General features: G+C 74.9%; 16 protein-coding genes and 1 rRNA gene. 14 read left to right on the top strand and 3 right to left on the bottom strand.

Annotated features, from left to right (window positions below; all coding sequences use genetic code 11):
- Window positions 1-295: 295 nt before the first annotated feature.
- Window positions 296-4,489 carry an ExeM/NucH family extracellular endonuclease gene (locus J5O08_RS17020; protein WP_374225988.1) on the top strand — a complete coding sequence of 1,398 codons (4,194 nt, stop codon included), beginning with the start codon at window positions 296-298 and terminating at the stop codon, window positions 4,487-4,489.
- 113 nt (window positions 4,490-4,602) lie between these two features.
- A complete protein-coding gene (locus J5O08_RS17015; RefSeq protein ID WP_218708072.1) occupies window positions 4,603-5,385 on the top strand; it encodes a helix-turn-helix transcriptional regulator in 783 nt (260 codons plus the stop codon).
- A 126-nt stretch (window positions 5,386-5,511) separates the two neighbouring features.
- On the opposite strand, the gene J5O08_RS17010 is transcribed toward J5O08_RS17015, so the two are convergent.
- The 3 genes from J5O08_RS17010 to J5O08_RS17000 all read right to left on the bottom strand — a co-directional run bounded on the left by J5O08_RS17010 (window position 5,512) and on the right by J5O08_RS17000 (window position 7,699).
- Window positions 5,512-5,904 (bottom strand): VOC family protein, encoded by a 393-nt coding sequence (locus J5O08_RS17010; protein ID WP_218708071.1) that lies wholly within the window; start codon window positions 5,902-5,904, stop codon window positions 5,512-5,514.
- A gap of 83 nt (window positions 5,905-5,987) precedes the next feature.
- Window positions 5,988-6,719: a DsbA family oxidoreductase gene (locus tag J5O08_RS17005; protein ID WP_218708070.1), complete on the bottom strand. Its 732-nt coding sequence runs from the start codon at window positions 6,717-6,719 to the stop codon at window positions 5,988-5,990.
- Complete coding sequence (locus J5O08_RS17000) at window positions 6,716-7,699, bottom strand: quinone oxidoreductase (RefSeq protein ID WP_218708069.1); 984 nt, start codon at window positions 7,697-7,699, stop codon at window positions 6,716-6,718. The genes J5O08_RS17005 and J5O08_RS17000 overlap by 4 nt, the downstream gene beginning before the upstream one ends.
- Window positions 7,700-7,931: 232 nt before the next feature.
- On the opposite strand from J5O08_RS17000, the gene argC reads away from it, so the two are divergent.
- The 12 genes from argC to J5O08_RS16940 all read left to right on the top strand — a co-directional run.
- Complete coding sequence (argC, locus tag J5O08_RS16995) at window positions 7,932-9,002, top strand: N-acetyl-gamma-glutamyl-phosphate reductase (RefSeq protein ID WP_255590119.1); 1,071 nt, start codon at window positions 7,932-7,934, stop codon at window positions 9,000-9,002.
- Window positions 8,999-10,183 (top strand): bifunctional glutamate N-acetyltransferase/amino-acid acetyltransferase ArgJ, encoded by a 1,185-nt coding sequence (gene argJ / locus J5O08_RS16990; protein ID WP_308281688.1) that lies wholly within the window; start codon window positions 8,999-9,001, stop codon window positions 10,181-10,183. The genes argC and argJ overlap by 4 nt, the downstream gene beginning before the upstream one ends.
- Window positions 10,180-11,184: an acetylglutamate kinase gene (argB, locus tag J5O08_RS16985; protein WP_218708065.1), complete on the top strand. Its 1,005-nt coding sequence runs from the start codon at window positions 10,180-10,182 to the stop codon at window positions 11,182-11,184. Before argJ ends, argB begins: the two co-directional genes overlap by 4 nt.
- Complete coding sequence (locus J5O08_RS16980) at window positions 11,185-12,471, top strand: acetylornithine transaminase (protein ID WP_308281687.1); 1,287 nt, start codon at window positions 11,185-11,187, stop codon at window positions 12,469-12,471.
- Window positions 12,468-13,400 carry an ornithine carbamoyltransferase gene (argF, locus tag J5O08_RS16975; protein WP_218708063.1) on the top strand — a complete coding sequence of 311 codons (933 nt, stop codon included), beginning with the start codon at window positions 12,468-12,470 and terminating at the stop codon, window positions 13,398-13,400. The genes J5O08_RS16980 and argF overlap by 4 nt, the downstream gene beginning before the upstream one ends.
- Window positions 13,397-13,948 carry an arginine repressor gene (locus tag J5O08_RS16970; protein ID WP_147793749.1) on the top strand — a complete coding sequence of 184 codons (552 nt, stop codon included), beginning with the start codon at window positions 13,397-13,399 and terminating at the stop codon, window positions 13,946-13,948. Before argF ends, J5O08_RS16970 begins: the two co-directional genes overlap by 4 nt.
- Before the next feature lie 56 nt (window positions 13,949-14,004).
- Window positions 14,005-15,246 (top strand): argininosuccinate synthase, encoded by a 1,242-nt coding sequence (locus J5O08_RS16965; protein WP_147793748.1) that lies wholly within the window; start codon window positions 14,005-14,007, stop codon window positions 15,244-15,246.
- A complete protein-coding gene (gene argH, locus J5O08_RS16960) occupies window positions 15,239-16,654 on the top strand; it encodes an argininosuccinate lyase (RefSeq protein ID WP_218708061.1) in 1,416 nt (471 codons plus the stop codon). The genes J5O08_RS16965 and argH overlap by 8 nt, the downstream gene beginning before the upstream one ends.
- A 61-nt stretch (window positions 16,655-16,715) precedes the next feature.
- Complete coding sequence (locus J5O08_RS16955) at window positions 16,716-17,318, top strand: uridine kinase (RefSeq protein ID WP_308281686.1); 603 nt, start codon at window positions 16,716-16,718, stop codon at window positions 17,316-17,318.
- A gap of 80 nt (window positions 17,319-17,398) precedes the next feature.
- Complete coding sequence (locus J5O08_RS16950; protein WP_374225989.1) at window positions 17,399-18,121, top strand: DNA-3-methyladenine glycosylase; 723 nt, start codon at window positions 17,399-17,401, stop codon at window positions 18,119-18,121.
- Between the two features lie 52 nt (window positions 18,122-18,173).
- On the top strand, window positions 18,174-19,439 hold the full coding sequence (gene tyrS, locus J5O08_RS16945; protein ID WP_218708057.1) for a tyrosine--tRNA ligase: 1,266 nt from the start codon (window positions 18,174-18,176) through the stop codon (window positions 19,437-19,439).
- 951 nt (window positions 19,440-20,390) lie between these two features.
- Window positions 20,391-20,492 (top strand): 16S ribosomal RNA (locus J5O08_RS16940); the annotation flags it as partial.

Here is a 20,492-nt window from a genome sequence, read left to right as displayed (position 1 = left end):
GCGGGGCCGTCGCCGTCCCGGGCCCCGCCCGCAGCAGCACGAGGTCGTCGGTTGCGCCCGAGGTCGTCGGTTGCGCACCCCCGCCGCTGGACGGAACCGACGACCTCGCCGCGCGCGCCCCGTCGGGAGCAGCCCCGGTGATCGGGCGTTCACCCGATCGCAACCTTCGTGTCCCCCGCTCGTGCTTGTGTATCCGGACATACCGCCCATACGTTGTCAGACGGCTGTGTGACGACTGTGATGCGGCCTGCTGACGAGGGCGCCAGAAGCGCCCCGGGGGATCGGAGAAGATCAGGTGAGCGCTGTACGCACACGCACCAGGTGGGCGGCGAGCCTCGCCGCCGTGGGGGCGATGGTCGGGGTACCCCTGACCGCGGTCCCTGCGGCTGCGGCGGAGGACACCCACACCATCGCGGAGGTCCAGGGCCCGGGCGACACGTCGCCGCTCGCGGGCCAGACGGTCACGACGTCCGGGGTCGTGACCGCGGTCTACGCGACCGGCGGCTACCGCGGCTACGTCATCCAGACGCCGGGCACGGGCGGGGACACCGACGTCTCGGCCCGCACCGCCTCGGACGCCGTCTTCGTGTTCTCGGGCGCCACGGCGGGCTCGGTCGCGATCGGCGACCACGTCCAGGTCACCGGCGCCGTGTCGGAGTACCAGGGCCTGACGGAGATTACGGTCGGCAGCGCCGCCGGCCTGGTCCGGCTCGGCGACGCGCCGGCCCCGGTCGAGCCGGTGACGGCCGCCTGGCCGGCCGACGACGCCGCCCGCGAGACGCTCGAGTCGATGCTCTACCTGCCGTCGGGCGACCTGACGGTGACCAACACCTACTCGACCAACCAGTACGGCGAGGTCGGCCTGGCATCGGGGACGACGCCGCTGATCCAGCCGACCGAGGTCGCCCGCCCGGGCACCCCGGAGTACGACGCGGTCGTCGCGGACAACGCCGCCCGCGCGGTCGTGCTCGACGACGGTGCCAGCACCAACTTCCTGTCGGCCGCGAACACCGGCCTGACCCCGCCGTACGTGTCGCTGGAGAACCCGGTGCGCGTCGGCGCGGCGGCCACGTTCACCGACCCGGTGGTCGTCGACTACCGGAACAGCGCGTGGAAGCTCAGCCCGACGCTGCCGCTCGACGCGGCGAACCCGGGCGGCTACCCGGCCACGTTCGAGAACGACCGCACCGCGGCGCCCGAGGGCGTCGGCGAGGCAGACGTGACCGTCGCGTCGTTCAACGTGCTCAACTACTTCACCACCCTCGGCGCGGACACCGCGTCCTGCTTGCCCTACACCGACCGCGCGGGCACCCCGGTGACCGTCCGCGAGGGCTGCGCGCAGCGCGGGGCGTGGAACCCGGCCGACCTGCAGCGCCAGCAGGACAAGATCGTCGCGGCGATCAACGCGCTCGACGCGGACGTCGTCGGCCTCATGGAGATCGAGAACTCCGCGGCCGTCGACGGCGTGGCGGACGAGGCGCTGTCGACGCTCACCGCCGCGCTCAACGCGGCGGCCGGCGAGGGCACCTGGGCGTTCGTCCCGTCCTCGAAGGAGCTGCCGGACGCGTCCGGGCAGGACTCGATCACCAACGCGCTGATCTACCGGCCGGCCGCGGTCGAGACCGTCGGCGACGCCCGCGCGCTCGGCACGCAGTCCGGCGACGACCAGGCGTTCGGCAACGCGCGCGAGCCGATCGGCCAGGCGTTCGTGCCGACCGGCGGTGGTGAGCAGCTGTTCGTGGTCGTGAACCACCTCAAGTCGAAGGGCTCCGCCGGCCCGTGGCCGGGCGACGCCGACACCGGCGACGGCCAGGGCGCGTCCAACGAGTCCCGGGTCCGCCAGGCCGAGGCGCTGCGCGACTGGGTGCCGACGGTGCAGGGCGACGCCGAGGCGGTCGCGCTGCTCGGCGACTTCAACTCCTACACCCAGGAGGACCCGCTGCAGGTGCTGTACGCCGCGGGCTACACCGACGCGACGACGGCGCTCGACGCGGGGGAGTACTCCTACTCGTACCAGGGGCTCTCGGGTTCGCTGGACCACGTCCTGCTGAACGACGCGGCCCTGGGCCGGGCGACCGGCGCCGACATCTGGAACATCAACGCGGGCGAGTCGGTGGCGCTGGAGTACAGCCGCTACAACGCGCACGGCAGCCTGTTCTACGCGCCCGACGCGTACCGGTCCTCGGACCACGACCCGGTGCTGGTCGGCCTGACCGCCGGTGACACCGGCACCACCCCCGACGGTCCCGTCGACCTCACGCTGCTCAACATCAACGACTTCCACGGCCGGATCGACGCCAACACCGTCGCCTTCGCCGGGACCGTCGAGCAGCAGCGCGCGGCGGCCGAGGCCGACGGCGGCGCCGCGGTCTTCCTGTCCGCCGGCGACAACATCGGCGCGTCCCTGTTCGCCTCCGCGGTGGCCGAGGACCAGCCGACGATCGACGTGCTCAACGCGCTCGACCTGGCCGCCTCGGCGGTCGGCAACCACGAGTTCGACCGCGGCTACGCCGACCTGGTGGACCGCGTGATCGCCGACGGCTCCAACGCCGCGTGGCCGTACCTCGGCGCGAACGTGTACGACAAGGGCACCGAGAACCCGGCGCTCGACGAGTACACGGTCATCGACGTGGACGGCGTGCGGGTCGGCGTCATCGGCGTCGTCACCCAGGAGACCCCGACGCTGGTCAGCCCCGGCGGGATCGAGTCGCTGGACTTCGGCGACCCGGTCGAGGCGGTCAACCGCGTCGCTGCGCAGCTGTCCGACGGCGACGACACCAACGGCGAGGCCGACGTCATCGTGGCGGAGTACCACGAGGGCGCCGGCGCGGGGACGCCGGACGGCGCGACGCTGGAGGAGGAGATCGCCGCGGGCGGCGCCTTCTCCGACATCGCCACGCTGACCTCCGGAGACGTGGACGTGATCTTCACCGGCCACACCCACAAGCAGTACGCCTGGTACGGGCCTGCTGAGCCCGAGGCGTCCGGCGAGTGGACCCGCCCGATCGTCCAGACCGGCTCGTACGGCGAGAACATCGGCAAGGTCACGCTGACGTACGACCCGGCCTCCGACGCGGTCTCCGCGCTCACCGGCGAGAACGTCAAGCGCGTCGCCCCGGCGGCGGGCCAGACCCAGGCCCAGCTCGACGCGGCCCTGGTGGCGCAGTACCCGCGCGTCGCCGAGGTCAAGACGATCGTCGACGCCGCACTCGCCGAGGCGGCCGTGGTCGGCAACCAGCCCAAGGGCTCGGTGACCGCGGACATCACGACCGCGTACGCGGGCGGCTCGTACGCGAACGGGGTCTACACCGGGGGCACCCGCGACGACCGGTCCAAGGAGTCGACGCTGGGCAACCTCGTCGCCGACTCGCTGCTCGAGACGCTGTCCTCGGCGGACCGCGGCGGCGCGCAGATCGGCGTCGTGAACCCCGGCGGCCTGCGGGCGGAGCTGCTCTACGCGCCCGACGGGACCATCACCTACGCCGAGGCCAACGCGGTCCTGCCGTTCGTGAACAACCTCTGGACCACGACGCTGACGGGCGAGCAGGTCGTCACGATGCTCGAGCAGCAGTGGCAGACCAACGCGGACGGCACGATCCCGAGCCGCCCGTACCTGCAGCTCGGGCTGTCGGACAACGTCACGTACACCTACGACGAGTCGCAGCCCCTGGGGAGCCGGATCACCTCGGTGACGGTCGACGGGGAGGCGATCGACCCGGCGGCGGAGTACCGCATCGGGACGTTCTCCTTCCTGGCGCAGGGCGGCGACAACTTCCGGGTGTTCGCCGAGGGCTCCGGCACCACCGACTCGGGCCTGATCGACCGGGACGCGTGGATCGCCTACCTCGAGGCGCACCCGGGCCTGTCGCCCGAGTTCGACGAGCGGGCGGTCGGCGTGCCGGCCCTGCCCGACGAGGTCACCGCGGGCACCGCGCTGGCCTTCCCGGTCACCGGGCTGAACCTGACCAGCCTGGGCTCGCCGCTCAACACGGCGCTCGACGTGCAGCTCGACGGCGCGTCGATCGGCTCGGCCACGGTGACCGACGGCGCGGCGCAGGTCGCGGTGACGGTCCCCGCGGGGACGACCGCCGGCGAGCACGTGCTCACCCTGGTCGCCGCCCCCAGCGGCACCGTCGTGACGCTGCCGATCACGGTGGCCGCCGCGCAGGAGCCGGAGCCGCAGCTCAAGGAGTCCTCGGTCACCCTGTCGGCGAGCCGCAGCAGCCAGTCCTACGGGACCTGGCTGCCGACGCTGCTGATCTCGCAGGTCCGGGTGGAGGGCACCTGGTTCCCGTCCGGGACGGTCGAGTTCCGGGAGGGCGACCGCGTGATCGGCCGCTCGCCGGTGGTGCTCGGCCTGGCGCTCGGCTCCGTGCCGCGCACCGCCTCGGTGGGCGCCCACGAGTACACCGCGGTGTTCGTGCCCTCGCGGCCCGACGTGGTCGCCGGCAGCACCAGCGCGCCGGTGAAGGTCACCGTCAAGAAGTGACCTGAGCCCCGCACGAGGACGGGCCCCCGCCCGCCGGAGCGATCCGGTGGGCGGGGGCCCGTCGTCGTCCCCGCGTCGCCTCCGTGTCGTCGTCCGGTGGGATGCTGCCGGACGTGTACACCGAGCGACCGTCGACCCGCGTCCCGGGTGCCGTGCTGTGGTCGGTGACCGCGCGCGAGCCCGGCCGTGGCGCACCCGTGGCGGCGTCGGCGCGGCCCGCCGCGCGGTCCGGGACCGGGGACCCCGCCGCGGAGGCGGGCCAGGACGTGCTCCCCGACGGCTGCATGGACCTCGTCTGGTCCGGCGGGCGGCTGCTGGTCGCCGGTCCGGACACCCGCGCGCACGCGTCCGACCCGCTGCCCGCGGGCGCGGCGGCGCTCGGGATCCGGCTGCCGCCCGGCGCGGCACCCGTCCTGCTCGGGGTCCCGGCGGACGCCCTGCGCGACGCGCGCCCGGAGCTCGCGGACGTGTGGGGCACCCGGGCGGCACGACCCTGGGCGGACGCGGTGGCGGAGGGCGGGTCGGCGGCCCTCGAGCACCGGGTGGCGGCGCTGCTGGCGGAGCGGGGTGGCCGGCCGAGGGAGACCACGGTGGTCGCCGGGCTGGCCGCCCGCGCCACGCCTGCCGCCGACATCGCCGACCGGCTCGGCGTCACCCCGCGCACCCTGCACCGCCGCTCGCTCGCGGCGTTCGGCTACGGGCCGCGGACGCTCGGACGCGTGCTGCGGCTGCAGCGGGTGCTGCCGCTGCTCGACGCGGGACTCGCGCTCGCGGACGTCGCGCAGCGGGCGGGCTACGCGGACCAGCCGCACCTGTCCCGCGAGGTGCGCGCGCTGACGGGCCGGTCGCCGGCGGCGCTCGCGGCCGGGCGCGCCGGGGCCGCGGCGTCCGCCTGACCTCCGGTCTCCGGCCCCGCCCTCGCCGATCGGCGTGGGCCGCGCCGGAGACCGTAGGCCGCGCGCGCGGGCTGGGCCGGGGCACCCGTCCGGGTCAAGGCGCCCGGCCGGCCCGGGGTGCCCGGGTCAGGCCGCGTCGGCGAACAGGTCGACCGCCGTGCCGTCCGGGTCGTGCAGCACCGCGTACCGCTGGCCCCAGATCGCGTCCCAGGGCGCGAGGTGCCCGGTGAACCCGGCCTGGACCATGCGCGCGTACGTCACGTCCACCTCGGCGGCGTCCGCGCACCGGAACGCCAGCGCCGCCCGGTGACCACCCGACGGCGGCGCCCAGCCCGGGTCGAACGACCGGACCACGTCGACGGTGTCCCAGGCCAGCCGCAGGCCGCCGGGCAGCGTGACCTCCACGTGCGGCTCGGCGTCGGCCGCCGCCGGCAGGTCGAGCCCGAGGGCGCGGTAGAAGGCGAGGGTGCGCGGCAGGTCGGTCGCGACCAGCCCGATCATGTCCAGCTGCGGTGTCATGCGACGACCGTAGGCGTCGCGGCGGGCGCGGGTCGTGGACGTTTCGGACACCCGGCCCGGTCCGCCGACCCGCGCCCCTCGGCTCAGCAGCCGTCCGGCCCGCACGCCTCCGCGTCGGCCGCGCCCGCGATGGTCGGGATCGCCAGCGGCGGGTTCGCGTCCGCCCACGCCTGGGACAGCAGCTGCGCGAACACCTCGACCGGCTGCGCGCCGGACAGCCCGAGCCGGCGGTCGGCGACGAAGAACGGCACGCCCTGGATGCCCAGCGCGGCGGCCTCGGCCTCGTCGGCGCGCACGGCGCCCGCCCCGGCGTCCGTCGCCAGCGCGGTGCGCACGGCGTCGCCGTCCAGCCCGGCCTCGACCGCGATCTCCACCAGCACGTCGAGGTCGTCCACGACCCGCCCGTGCTCGAAGTGCGCGCTCATCAGCCGCTCGACGACCTCGGCCGCGGCGGCGTCGCCGCCCAGCGAGGCGGCGACGTGCACCAGCCGGTGCGCGTCGAAGGTGTTGGCGGGCACCACGGTGTCGAAGTCGTACGCCAGGCCGACCGACGCGGCGACGGCGGTCACCTGGTCGAACATCTGCCGCACCTGGTCGACCGGCATGCCCTTGCGCTCGGACAGCATCTGCGCCTCGGTCAGCCCGGGGTGAGCTGTCGACGGCTCGGCGTCCGGCTGCAGCTCGAACGACCGCCACGTCACGCGGACGTGGTCGCGGTGCTCGAAGTCGGCGAGCGCGGCGGCGAACCGGCGCTTGCCGATGTAGCACCAGGGGCAGGCGATGTCGGACCAGATCTCGACGTGCAGGTCTCTCATGCGGTCAGGAGCACCTTTCCGGTGGTGGCCCGGCCCTCGAGCGCGCGGTGCGCCTCGGCGGCCTCGGCCAGGGGGTAGGTCGCGCCGACCCGGACGTCGAGGGTGCCGGCGGCGACGGCCGCGAACAGCTCGTCGGCCCGCCGGGTGAGCTCGTCCCGGGTGGCGGTGTAGTGGCCCAGGGTGGGCCGGGTGAGGAACAGGGACCCGGCGGCGTTGAGCCGCTGCGGGTCGAACGGCGGCACCGGGCCGGAGGACGCGCCGAACAGCGCGAGCCCGCCCCGCGGCCGCAGGGACGCGAGCGAGGCGTCGAAGGTCGTGGCGCCGACGCCGTCGAAGACCGTGTGCACGCCGCGGCCGCCGGTCAGGTCGCGCACCAGCGCGGGCAGCTCGGTCGTCAGGTCGTCGAGCTCGGTGTACCGGATGACCTCGGACGCGCCGGCGGCGCGGGACAGCGCCTCCTTGTCGGCGGTGCCGACCGTGGTGATGACCCGCGCACCGCGCGCGGCGGCGAGCTGGGTGAGCAGCAGGCCGACGCCGCCCGCCCCGGCGTGCACCAGCACGTCCTGGCCCTCGAGGACGGGGAAGGTCGACGTGACGAGGTAGTGCGCGGTGAGGCCCTGCAGGGGGAGGGCCGCGGCGACCTCGTCCGTGACGCCGTCCGGCACCCGCAGCGCGACGGCCTCCGGCACGACGACGAGCTCCGCGTAGGACGACGGCGCCGACGCCCACGCGACCAGGTCGCCGACGGCGAAGTCCCGCACCTCGCGACCCACGGCCTCGACGACGCCCGCGCCCTCGGACCCGGGCACGTGCGGGAACGGCATCGGGTAGACGCCGCTGCGCCGGTACGTGTCGATGAAGTTCACGCCCGCGGCGCTGAGGCGCACCAGGAGGTCGCGCGGCCCCGGCAGCGGGTCGGGGATCTCGTCGGGCTCGAGGACGTCGGGTCCACCCGGCTCGGTGGCGAGGATCGCGTGCATACGAGCAGCAACGACCGGCCCGGCCCGGGCATTCCGGCCGTGTCAGGGTCCGGGTCGGCGCGGGGTCCGCGTGCTCGCGGCCCGGTCCCCACCCGATTCTCGCGTGACCACCCGTTTCATCGGGTGGCGGCGCGAGAATCGGGTGGGGACGAGGGGCCGGTCCACCCGCACCGGCCCCGCGCGCCACGCCGCGGACGTCCCGATGAATCACTGTGCACTCGGGTGTATGGTCATGCACATGTCCTTCTCCGTCGCCGTCGCGGGCGCCTCCGGGTACGCCGGCGGCGAGACCCTGCGGCTCCTGCTCGGCCACCCCGAGGCCGAGATCGGCGCGCTCACCGCCCACTCCAACGCCGGCACCCGGCTCGGCGCGCACCAGCCGCACCTCCGCGCGCTCGCGGACCGCGTGCTCACCCCGACCTCGGTCGACGAGCTCGCCGGCCACGACGTCGTGGTGCTGGCCCTGCCGCACGGCGCGTCCGGCGAGATCGCCGCGGCGCTCGCGGACCGGGGCGACGGCGCGCTCGTCGTGGACCTCGGCGCGGACCACCGGCTGACGGACCCCGAGGCGTGGCGCCGGTTCTACGGGACCGAGCACGCGGGCACCTGGCCCTACGGCATGCCGGAGCTGCTGCACGCGGGGGAGACCGCGGCCACGGCCCAGCGCGCGGCGCTCGCGGAGGCCCGCCGCATCGCCGTCCCCGGCTGCAACGTCACCGCCGTGACCCTGGCGCTCCAGCCGGGCGTCGCCGCGGGCGTCGTCGACCCGGCCGACCTGGTCGCGGTCCTGGCCGTCGGGTACTCCGGCGCGGGGAAGTCGCTCAAGACCCACCTGCTCGCGTCGGAGGCGCTCGGCTCCGCGCAGCCGTACGCGGTCGGCGGGACGCACCGGCACATCCCGGAGATCCAGCATAACCTCGGCGTCGCCGGGGCCGCAGCGGTCGGGCTGTCGTTCACGCCGGTGCTGGTGCCGATGTCCCGCGGCATCCTCGCCACGGTCACCGCCCCGCTCGCGCCCGGCGCCGACGCCTCGTCGGTCCGTGCCGCCTGGGAGACCGCCTACGCCGCCGAGCCGTTCGTCGAGCTGCTGCCCGCGGGGGAGTGGCCGACCACCGGCGTCACCACCGGCGCGAACACCGCGCTCGTCCAGGTGACGGTCGACGAGGCCGCGGGCAAGGTCGTCGCGCTGTGCGCGCTGGACAACCTGGTCAAGGGCACCGCGGGCGCCGCTGTGCAGTCGCTGAACCTCGCGCTCGGCCTGCCCGAGCGCACCGGCCTCACCACCGAGGGAGTCGCCCCGTGACCGCCGCCATCGAGACCGCGGGCGTGACCGCGCCGGCCGGCTTCCGCGCCGCCGGGGTCACCGCCGGCCTCAAGCCCTCCGGGAAGCCGGACGTCGCCCTGGTCGTCAACGACGGCCCGCTGCAGGTCGCCGCGGGCGTGTTCACCTCCAACCGCGTCGTCGCCGCGCCGGTCGTCTGGTCCCGGCAGGCGGTGGCCGACGGCGTCGCCACCGCGGTCGTGCTGAACTCCGGCGGCGCCAACGCGTGCACGGGCCCCGAGGGCTTCGGTGACACGCACCGCACCGCCGAGCACGTCGCGGAGGTGCTCGGCACGTCCGCCGGGGACGTCCTGGTCTGCTCGACGGGCCTGATCGGCGAGCGGCTGCCGATGGACCTGCTGCTCCCCGGCGCCGACGCCGCAGCCGCGGCGCTCAGCGCCGAAGGCGGCCCCGACGCCGCCACCGCCATCATGACCACCGACACCGTGAGCAAGACCGCCGCGGTCGCCGGCGACGGCTGGACGGTCGGCGGCATGGCCAAGGGCGCGGGCATGCTCGCGCCCGGCCTCGCGACGATGCTGGTCGTGCTCACCACCGACGCGGTCGTCACCGCGGAGCAGGCCGACGCCGCGCTCCGCGCCGCCACCCGGACCACGTTCGACCGGGTCGACTCCGACGGCTGCATGTCGACCAACGACACCGTGCTGCTGCTCGCCTCCGGCGCGAGCGGCGTGACCCCGGACCCCGAGGCGTTCGCCGCCGCCGTGACCGCGGCCTCCGCCGACCTGGCCCGCCAGCTGGTCGCCGACGCCGAGGGCGCCTCGCACGACATCGCGGTCACGGTCACCGGCGCGACCTCCGAGGAGGCGGCCGTCGCCGTCGCCCGCGCGGTCACCCGGTCCAACCTGTTCAAGGCCGCCGTGTTCGGCAACGACCCGAACTGGGGCCGCGTTCTCGCGGCGGTCGGCACGGTGCCGGAGGACGTCGCCCCCTACGACGCCGCCCTGCTCGACGTGTCGATCAACGGGGTCCAGGTGTGCCGCGCCGGCGGGGTCGGCGAGCCGCGCGACCTCGTCGACCTGGCCGCGGCCCGCGAGGTCCGCGTCGACGTCGACCTGCACGCCGGGGACGCCACCGCGACCATCTGGACCAACGACCTCACGCACGACTACGTCCACGAGAACAGCGCGTACTCCACATGAGCCTCGACGCCCCGCCCCCGCACGACGACGCGTTCGACACGCGGACCGACCTGCGCCCCGACCAGAAGGCCGAGGTGCTCATCCAGGCGCTGCCCTGGCTGCAGCGGTTCGCCGGCGCGCTCGTCGTGGTCAAGTACGGCGGCAACGCGATGGTCGACGAGGACCTCAAGCGCGCGTTCGCCGAGGACATGGTGTTCCTGCGCCAGGTCGGGCTGCGCCCGGTCGTCGTGCACGGCGGCGGTCCGCAGATCAACGCGATGCTCGACCGGCTCGGCATCGAGTCGGAGTTCCGCGGCGGCCTGCGCGTCACCACGCCCGAGGCGATGGACGTCGTCCGCATGGTGCTCACCGGGCAGGTGTCCCGCGAGCTGGTCGGCCTGCTGAACGCGCACGGCCCGTACGCGGTCGGCCTGTCCGGCGAGGACGGCGGCCTGCTGCAGGCCCGCCGGCGCACCGCCACGGTCGACGGGCAGCAGGTCGACGTGGGCCAGGTCGGCGACGTCGTGGAGGTGAACCCGGGCGCGGTGCACGACCTGCTCGACGCGGGGCGGATCCCCGTCGTCTCGACGGTCGCGCCCGACATCGACGACCCGACGCAGGTGCTCAACGTCAACGCGGACACCGCGGCGGCGGCGCTGGCGGTGGCGCTCGGCGCGCGCAAGCTCATCGTGCTCACCGACGTCGAGGGCCTGTACACGTCCTGGCCCGACCGGTCCTCGCTCGCGCGGCGGATCCGGGCCGGCGCGCTCGCCGACCTGCTGCCGTCCCTCGACTCCGGCATGCGCCCGAAGATGGAGGCCTGCTGGCGGGCGGTCACGGGCGGTGTCGGCCGCGCGCACGTCATCGACGGCCGTCAGGCCCACTCGATCCTGGTCGAGGTCTTCACGTCCGACGGCATCGGCACGATGGTGCTGCCCGACGACGAGCCCAGCCCCTCGCCCTTCACGTCCCCGATCCCGCGGATCGCACCGACCGTCCCCCACGTCCCCGAGGTGAGCTGAGTGACCGAGCAGCACCTGGAGCCGCAGGACCCCGCCGCGCTGGCCGGGGCCGACTCCGTGGCCCACTGGACCGAGCGCTACGGCCACGCGCTCATGGACACCTTCGGCGCGCCGCAGCGCGTGCTGGTCCGCGGCGAGGGCCCGTACGTGTGGGACGCCGACGGCTTCCGCTACCTGGACCTGCTCGGCGGCATCGCGGTGAACTCGCTCGGCCACGCGCACCCGACGCTGACCGCGGCGATCTCCGCGCAGCTCGGCACGCTGGGCCACATCTCGAACTTCTTCGCGAGTCCGACCCAGATCGCGCTGGCCGAGCGGCTGCTCGCCGTCGCCGACGCGCCCGAGGGCTCCCGGGTGTTCCTCACGAACTCCGGCACCGAGGCCAACGAGGCGGCGTTCAAGATGGCCCGCCGGAACAGCGAGGGCCCCGGCGGCGTCCGGCGCACCCGGGTCCTGGCGCTCGAGGGTGCGTTCCACGGCCGGTCGATGGGCGCGCTCGCGCTCACCTCCAAGGCCGCGTACCGCGAGCCGTTCGAGCCGCTGCCCGGCGGGGTCGAGTTCCTGCCGTTCGGCGACACCGCGGCGCTGGAGGCCGCGTTCGCGGACGGCGGGGGCGACACGGTCGCCGCGGTGTTCCTCGAGCCGATCCAGGGCGAGGCCGGCGTGCTGCCGCTGCCGGCCGGGTACCTGACCCGCGCCCGCGAGCTGACCGAGGCGCACGGCGCGCTGCTGATCCTCGACGAGGTGCAGACCGGCATGGGCCGCACCGGCACCTGGCTCGCGCACCAGCACGCGCACCTCGGCGGCGGCATCCGTCCGGACGTCGTCACCCTGGCTAAGGGCCTCGGCGGCGGGTTCCCGGTCGGCGCGGTCGTCGCGTACGGCGAGCGGGCGGCGACGCTGCTCGGCCGCGGCCAGCACGGCACGACGTTCGGCGGCAACCCGGTCGCCTCGGCGGCGGCGCTGGCGACCATCGGCGTGATCGAGCGCGACGGGCTGCTGGCGCACGTGGCGGACCTGGGCGCCTGGTGGCGGTCGGAGATCGCCGCGCTCGGCCACCCGCTGGTCGCGGAGGTGCGGGGCGAGGGCCTGCTCATCGCGGTGCAGCTCACCGCGCCGGTGGCGGCCGAGGTCGCCTCCCGCGCGCTGGGCGAGGGGTTCATCGTCAACCCGTGCACGCCGCAGACCATCCGGCTCGCGCCGCCGTACGTGCTCACCCGCGAGCAGGCGGCGACGTTCACCGAGTTCCTCGCGGCGCTCCCGCACGACCTGGGGGGCGCGGCGTGAGGCACTTCCTGCGCGACGACGACCTGTCGCCCGCCGAGCAGGCCGAGGTCCTGGAGCTGGGGCTGGCGCTCCGGACGGACAGGTTCGCCCGCCGCCCGCTCGACGGCCCGCGCGCCGTCGCGATCATCTTCGACAAGCCGACGCTGCGCACCCAGGTGTCGTTCACCACGGGCGTCGCCGAGCTCGGCGGCTACCCGCTGCTGGTCGACGGCAACCTCGCGCGCATCGGCGTCCGGGAGTCGATCGCCGACACCGCCCGGGTGCTCGGCCCGCAGGTCGCGGCGGTCGTCTGGCGCACCCACGCGCAGACCCGGATCGAGGAGATGGCCGCGCACGCGGGCGTCCCGGTCGTGAACGCGCTGACCGACGACTTCCACCCGTGCCAGATCCTCGCGGACCTGCTGACGATCGCCCAGCACCGCGGCGGCGTCGCGGCGCTGCGCGGGCTCCAGCTCGCCTACACCGGCGACGGGTCGAACAACATGGCGCAGTCGTACCTGCTGGGCGGCGCGACCGCGGGGATGCACGTGCGGATCGCGACCCCGGCCGCGTACCTGCCGGCGACCGAGGTGGTGTCGGCGGCGGCCGCGATCGCCGCGGAGACGGGCGGCTCCGTCGAGGTGACCGACGACCTCGCCGCGGCCGTCACCGGCGCGGACGCCGTCGCCACGGACACGTGGGTCTCGATGGGCCAGGAGGCCGAGGCCGCCGAGCGCGAGCGGCCGTTCGTGCCGTACCGGCTCGACGCCGCGGCGCTCGCCCTCGCGGCCCCGGACGCGCTCGTCCTGCACTGCCTGCCCGCGTACCGGGGCAAGGAGATCACCGCCGACGTGCTCGACGGCCCGCAGTCGGTGGTCTGGGACGAGGCGGAGAACCGGCTGCACGCGCAGAAGGCGCTGCTGGCCTGGCTGCTGGAGCGTGCCGCGTGACGGCGTCCGCCCGGGCCGACGAGCCCGCCGCCACCACCGGCCGGGTCCCCTCGACCAAGGCCGCCCGGCACGCGCTGATCCGCGACGTGCTGTCCCGGCAGTCGGTGCACTCGCAGTCCGAGCTCGCCGACCTGCTGGCGCACCAGGGCGTCACCGTCACCCAGGCCACGCTGTCCCGGGACCTCGTCGAGCTGCGCGCGGTGAAGATCCGCACGCCCACGGGGTCGCTCGCGTACGCCGTCCCGGGGGAGGGCGGCGACCGGTCGCCGGCCCCCGTGGTCGACGCCGAGGCCCTGGCCGCCCGCCTCGCCCGGCTGTGCTCCGAGCTGCTCGTCACCGCCGAGGCGTCCGGCAGCCTGGTCGTCCTGCGGACCCCGCCCGGGGCCGCCCAGTTCCTCGCCTCCGCGATCGACCACTCGGTGCTCCCGGGCGTGCTCGGCACCATCGCGGGGGACGACACCGTCCTCGTCATCGCCCGCGAGGGCGCCGACGGTCCCGAGGGCACCGCGCTGGCCGCGCGGTTCCTCGAGCTGGCGACGACCGGCTGACGCGCCGGTCCGCCCCCTCCCGCTCCGCACCACTCACGACACCGAAAGAGAAGAACATGACTGAGCGCGTCGTCCTCGCCTACTCGGGCGGCCTGGACACCTCCGTGGGCATCGGCTGGATCGCCGAGGCGACCGGCGCCGAGGTGATCGCCGTGGCGGTCGACGTCGGCCAGGGCGGCGAGGACCTCGAGGTCATCCGCCAGCGCGCCCTCGACTGCGGCGCCGTCGAGGCCTACGTCGCCGACGCCCGCGACGAGTTCGCCGCCGAGTACTGCATGCCCGCGCTGCGCGCGAACGGCATGTACCTCGACCGGTACCCGCTGGTCTCCGCGCTGTCGCGCCCGGTCATCGTCAAGCACCTGGTGCGCGCGGCCCGCCAGTTCGGCGCCACCACCGTCGCGCACGGCTGCACCGGCAAGGGCAACGACCAGGTGCGGTTCGAGGTCGGCATCACCTCGCTGGCCCCCGACCTCAAGTGCCTCGCGCCGGTGCGCGACCTGGCGCTGACCCGCGACAAGGCGATCGAGTTCGCCGAGCGGAAGAAGCTGCCGATCGCGACCACCAAGCACAACCCGTTCTCGATCGACCAGAACGTGTGGGGCCGCGCCGTCGAGACCGGCTTCCTCGAGGACATCTGGAACGAGCCGACCAAGGACGTCTACACCTACACGGACGACCCGACGTTCCCGCCGGTCGCCGACGAGGTCGTGATCACGTTCGCCCAGGGCGTCCCGGTGGCGCTCGACGGCGTGCCGGTCACCCCGCTGCAGGCGATCCAGGAGATGAACCGCCGCGCGGGCGCCCAGGGCGTCGGCCGGATCGACATCGTCGAGGACCGCCTGGTGGGCATCAAGTCCCGCGAGGTCTACGAGGCGCCGGGCGCCATCGCGCTGATCGCGGCGCACCAGGAGCTCGAGAACGTCACCGTCGAGCGCGAGCAGGCCCGGTTCAAGCGCCAGGTCGAGCAGCGCTGGACCGAGCTGGTGTACGACGGCCAGTGGTTCTCCCCGCTGAAGAAGTCGCTCGACACCTTCATCGACGACACCCAGCGCTACGTCTCCGGCGAGGTGCGCATGGTGCTGCACGGCGGCCGCGCGACGGTCACCGGCCGCCGCTCCGAGACCTCGCTGTACGACTTCAACCTGGCGACCTACGACTCCGGCGACACGTTCGACCAGTCGGCGGCGCGCGGGTTCATCGAGATCTACGGCCTGTCGTCCAAGCTCGCCGCCGCGCGCGACGTGAAGTTCGGCAACGCGGAGGACCTCGGCACGCAGGGCGGGATCGACGGTGCCTGAGCAGGCCGGCGCGCTCTGGGGCGGCCGGTTCGCCGGCGGCCCCGCCGACGCCCTGGCCGCCCTGTCGAAGTCGACGCACTTCGACTGGCGGCTGGCGCCGCAGGACATCGCGGGGTCGCAGGCCCACGCGCGGGTGCTGCACGCCGCGGGGCTGCTGGACGACGCGGGGCTCGCGGGCATGCTCGACGCCCTGGAGCGGCTGCGCGCCGACGTCGCGTCGGGGGCGTTCGTCGCCGCCGAGTCCGACGAGGACGTGCACGGCGCCCTGGAGCGCGGGCTGATCGAGCGCGCCGGGGCCGACCTCGGCGGGCGGCTGCGCGCCGGGCGGTCGCGGAACGACCAGATCGCGACGCTGGTGCGGATGTACCTGCGGGACGCGGCGCGCGACATCGTCGGGCTGACCCTCGACGTCGTCGACGCGCTGGTCGCCCAGGCCGAGGCAGCGGGCGACGCGATCATGCCGGGGCGCACGCACCTGCAGCACGCGCAGCCCGTCCTGCTCGCGCACCACCTGCTGGCGCACGCGTGGCCGCTGCTGCGCGACGTCGAGCGGTACGCCGACTGGGACCGCCGCGCCGCGGTGTCCCCGTACGGCTCGGGCGCGCTGGCCGGGTCCTCGCTGGGCCTGGACCCGGCGGCCGTGGCGGCGGACCTCGGCTTCGACGGGCCGGTGGAGAACTCGATCGACGGCACCGCCTCCCGCGACGTCGTCGCCGAGTTCGCCTGGGTGTCCGCGATGCTCGGCGTCGACCTGTCCCGGCTGGCCGAGGAGATCATCCTGTGGTCGACCGTCGAGTTCGGCTTCGTCCGGCTGGACGACGCCTACTCGACCGGGTCGAGCATCATGCCGCAGAAGAAGAACCCCGACGTCGCCGAGCTCGCGCGCGGCAAGGCCGGGCGGCTGGTCGGCGACCTCACGGGGCTGCTGACCACGCTCAAGGGCCTGCCCCTCGCGTACAACCGCGACCTGCAGGAGGACAAGGAGCCGGTGTTCGACCAGGTCGACACCCTCACCGTCCTGCTGCCGGCCTTCGCGGGCATGGTCGCGACGCTGCGGTTCGACACGGCGCGGATGGCGTCGCTCGCGCCGCAGGGCTTCTCGCTCGCGACCGACATCGCCGAGTGGCTGGTCCGCGAGGGGGTGCCGTTCCGGGTCGCGCACGAGGTCGCGGGCGCGTGCGTCCGGGCGTGCGAGCAGCACGAGCCGGCGGTGGAGCTGTGGGAGCTGACCGACGACGAGCTCGCCGCGATCCACCCGGCGCTCACCCCCGAGGTGCGCTCGGTGCTGAGCGTCGAGGGGTCGGTCGCGTCGCGCTCGGCGCACGGCGGGACGGCACCGGTGCGGGTCGCGGAGCAGCGGGACCGGGCCCGCGCGCGGGCCGCCGAGCTGCGGGCGTCGGTGGCGTGAGGCGGCGCGGCGGTCGCTCCCGGCGGCGCGGCGGCGCCGCGGGGTCTGGCACGATCGCCGCGTGGACCTGACGCGCGAGCAGCAGGGGCACGAGGACGCCGCGGGCGTGCTCGTGCCCCTGCTGCTGTCCCGGCCACCGCGGCTGGGCCCCGTGCGGGCGGTCGCGGTCGACGGGCCGGCCGGCTCCGGGAAGACCACGCTGGCCGGGTCGGTCGCACGCCGGTGCACCGAGGCCGGGGTGCGCGCGCACGTGGTGCACATGGACGACCTGTACGCCGGCTGGTCCGGGCTCGAGGGCGACCTCTGGCCGCGGCTCGCCGCCCAGGTGCTCGAGCCGCTGCGCCGCGGGCTGCCCGGGCGGTTCCAGCGGTACGACTGGCACGCCGGGCGGTTCGACGGCTGGGTCGACGTGCCGGTGCCCGACGTGCTGGTGCTGGAGGGCTGCGGCTCGGGCCGGCTCGCGGGCGCTGCCGACCTGTCCCTGCTGGTGTGGGTCGAGGCCGACGACGCGACGCGGCTGGCGCGCGGGCTGGAGCGCGACGGGGCGGACGCGCTGCCGCACTGGCGGACGTGGATGCGGGACGAGGCGGCGCACTACGCCCGCGAGGGCACGCGTGGACGCGCCGACGTGCGGGTCGACGCATGGGGCAGGATGGCCCGGTGAGCCAGGCGGTCGAGGGGAGCGGGGCGGGCGACGCGCGCGCCGTCCCGCCCGCGGCGACGGCCGGCGACCCCGGCGCTCCGGTGCCCGCCGCGTCGCTGCCGGGTCCCGGGCCCGAGCTGCCGGGCGGCGTCCCCGGCGTCGTGCCCGCGCGGACCTGGTTCGGGCGCCCGGTGCTCGCCGTCGCGCCGGACCTGCTCGGCGCCCACGTCACCGTCCGGTCCGACGAGGGCGACGTGACGCTCCGGATCACCGAGGTCGAGGCGTACGCGGGGGAGGCCGACCCCGGTTCGCACGCCTTCCGCGGGCGCACCGCGCGCAACGCGGTCATGTTCGGCGAGCCCGGCCGGCTCTACGTCTACCGGCACCTCGGCCTGCACCACTGCGTCAACGTCGTGACCGGCCCCGCCGGCGCCGCCTCCGCGGTGCTGCTGCGCGCGGGCGAGGTCGTCGACGGCGTGGAGCTCGCGCGCGACCGGCGGCTGCGCTCCGGCGTCGTGGACTCCGACCGGCAGATCGCGCGGGGACCGGCGCGGCTCGCGGTGGCGCTCGGCCTGGACCTGTCCGACTACGGCGCCGACCTCACGGAGCCCGGGGGACGGGTCGTGGTGCACCGGGACCCCGACGCGGTCGTCGGCGCGCACGCGACGGGACCGCGGGTCGGTGTCTCGGGGCCGGGCGGCGACGCCGCCCGGTACCCCTGGCGGTTCTGGCTCGCCGGCGAGCCCACGGTGTCCGCCTTCCGGCCCGCGTATCGCCGGCCGGCGTCGGGAAGCAGCCCGCAGCGCGGGACGACGCCGGCATGACCTCTTCCGCCGACGGTGCGGCCCCGCGGCCGCGCGATGCAAGGAGCACGACGTGACCCACCTCCTGGACGAGCTCGCCTGGCGCGGCCTCGTCGCCCAGACCACCGACCTCGACGCCCTGCGCGAGGCGTTCGACGCCGGACCCGTGACCTTCTACGCCGGGTTCGACCCGACCGCGCCCTCGCTGCACCACGGGCACCTCGTGCAGCTGGTGCTCATGCGGCACCTGCAGCTCGCCGGACACCACCCGCTCGCCCTCGTCGGCGGGGCCACCGGCCTCATCGGCGACCCGCGGATGTCGGGGGAGCGGGTGCTCAACACCAAGGACACCGTCGCCGAGTGGGTGCAGCGCCTGCAGTCCCAGATCAGCCGGTTCCTCGACTTCGACGGGGACAACCCCGCGCGCATGGTGAACAACCTCGACTGGACGGGCGAGCTCACCGCGATCGACTTCCTGCGCGAGGTCGGCAAGCACTACCGGCTGGGCACGATGCTCGCCAAGGACACCGTCGCCCGGCGGCTCGCGTCCGACGAGGGCATCTCGTTCACCGAGTTCAGCTACCAGATCCTGCAGGGCATGGACTACCTGGAGCTGCACCGCCGGCACGGGTGCACGCTGCAGACCGGCGGCAACGACCAGTGGGGCAACCTGCTGTCGGGCGTCGAGCTGATCCGCAAGTCCGAGCACGCCTCGGTGCACGCGCTCACCACGCCGCTCATCACCAAGGCGGACGGCACCAAGTTCGGCAAGTCCGAGGGCGGCGCCATCTGGCTCGACCCCGAGATGATGAGCCCGTACGCCTTCTACCAGTTCTGGCTCAACCAGGACGACGCCGAGGTGGTCGGCTACCTCAAGGTGTTCACGTTCCGCAGCCGCGAGCAGATCGCGGAGCTCGAGGAGGCCGTGGCCGCGCGGCCCGCGGCGCGCGAGGCGCAGCGGGCGCTCGCCTACGACGTCACGTCCCTCGTGCACGGGGTGGACGCGACCGAGAAGGTCATCGCCGCGAGCCGGGCGCTGTTCGGCGGCGGGGACCTGGGCGAGCTCGACGCCGCGACGCTGTCCGCCGCGGTGGCCGAGCTGCCGTCGGCGGACGTCGCGGTCGGCGACCCGCTCGTCGACGTGCTCGCCGCGACCGGGCTGGTCGCCAGCAAGGGCGCGGCCCGGCGGGCGATCGCCGAGGGCGGGGCGAACGTGAACAACCGGAAGGTCACCGACGAGGCCGCGGTCGTCGAGGCCGGCGACCTGCTGCACGGGGAGTACCTGGTGCTGCGGCGCGGGAAGCGGACGCTGGCGGTGGCGCGGGTGGCCGGCGCCTGATCGGCGTGCGCGGTGCCGGGCACCGCGCGCACGCAGGTCGGCGGATGCCGGCGACGGGAGGGGCGGTCCGCGGGTGCGGGGCGCCCCTCCTGCATGTGCGGTGCGGCCGGCGGGCGAGGTCGCCCTCGCGCCGAGGCGATCCGGGGGGCACCGGCGTACGCCGGGGTTGCGCGCTCCGGGGCCGTGGGTCAGGGTGGGACGAGCGCGAGGGTGCTGGGACCGAGGTCCCGGTGCTCCCGACGGGGGTCACCCTGGCCGCCGCGGGGCGAAAGCCCAGGTGGGACGGGGTGCGGGGAGCGCCCGCGCCGCCGGTTTGACGACGGTCGGACGGCGTGCGTAAGGTATCTCCTCGTCGCCCGGCAGGGAGGAACGGACACCGAGGGTCACCTCGATGGCTGGTCCCGCGGACGACGACCCCCCGGTACGACCTCCAGGTGCTTCGGCGCCTGTTCGGTCGCGCCGGACCGGGACTCCTGGCTCTGCTCCGCGAAATGCCGCGGACAAAGCGGGTCGGAAAGCCTGGTAGAGTTTCGGAACGTCGGAAACGCCCGGTAAACGGGCGGTGAAGACAGGAAAGAAGCTCTGGTAGAGTTCAGGAACGCGAAGAAACGCCGGAAGGCGCGGAAAGCGGGCCAGGAACTCTGGTAGATTGGAACCGAGCCTCCGGCCGGACGCCCTTCACGAGGGTGGACGGGGGATGCGCGTCTGTTCTTTGAGAACTCAACAGTGTGCCTAGTAGTTGATGCCAAGATGGTTCATCGGCTCGGGTGGCCGCCTCGTTCGGGGGTGGTTGTTCGGTGTCGGTGGGTCTTGGTTGATACGGAAGCCTTCCCGACCCCGTCGGGTGGCTTCTTTAGCAGCCGAATTGACTGATCCTCGCTCGCCAGCGGGTGGGGGTCGTTTCGTGTGTCGGTGGATCGCCGCTTTCGGGTGGTGGTTGCCAATGAGACATCTACGGAGAGTTTGATTCTGGCTCAGGACGAACGCTGGCGGCGTGCTTAACACATGCAAGTCGAACGGTGAAGCCCAGCTTGCTGGGTGGATCAGTGGCGA

This window comes from Cellulomonas sp. PS-H5, from assembly GCF_019265565.1.
Lineage (GTDB): Bacteria > Actinomycetota > Actinomycetes > Actinomycetales > Cellulomonadaceae > Cellulomonas.
This window is presented reverse-complemented; position numbering and strand designations above follow the sequence as displayed.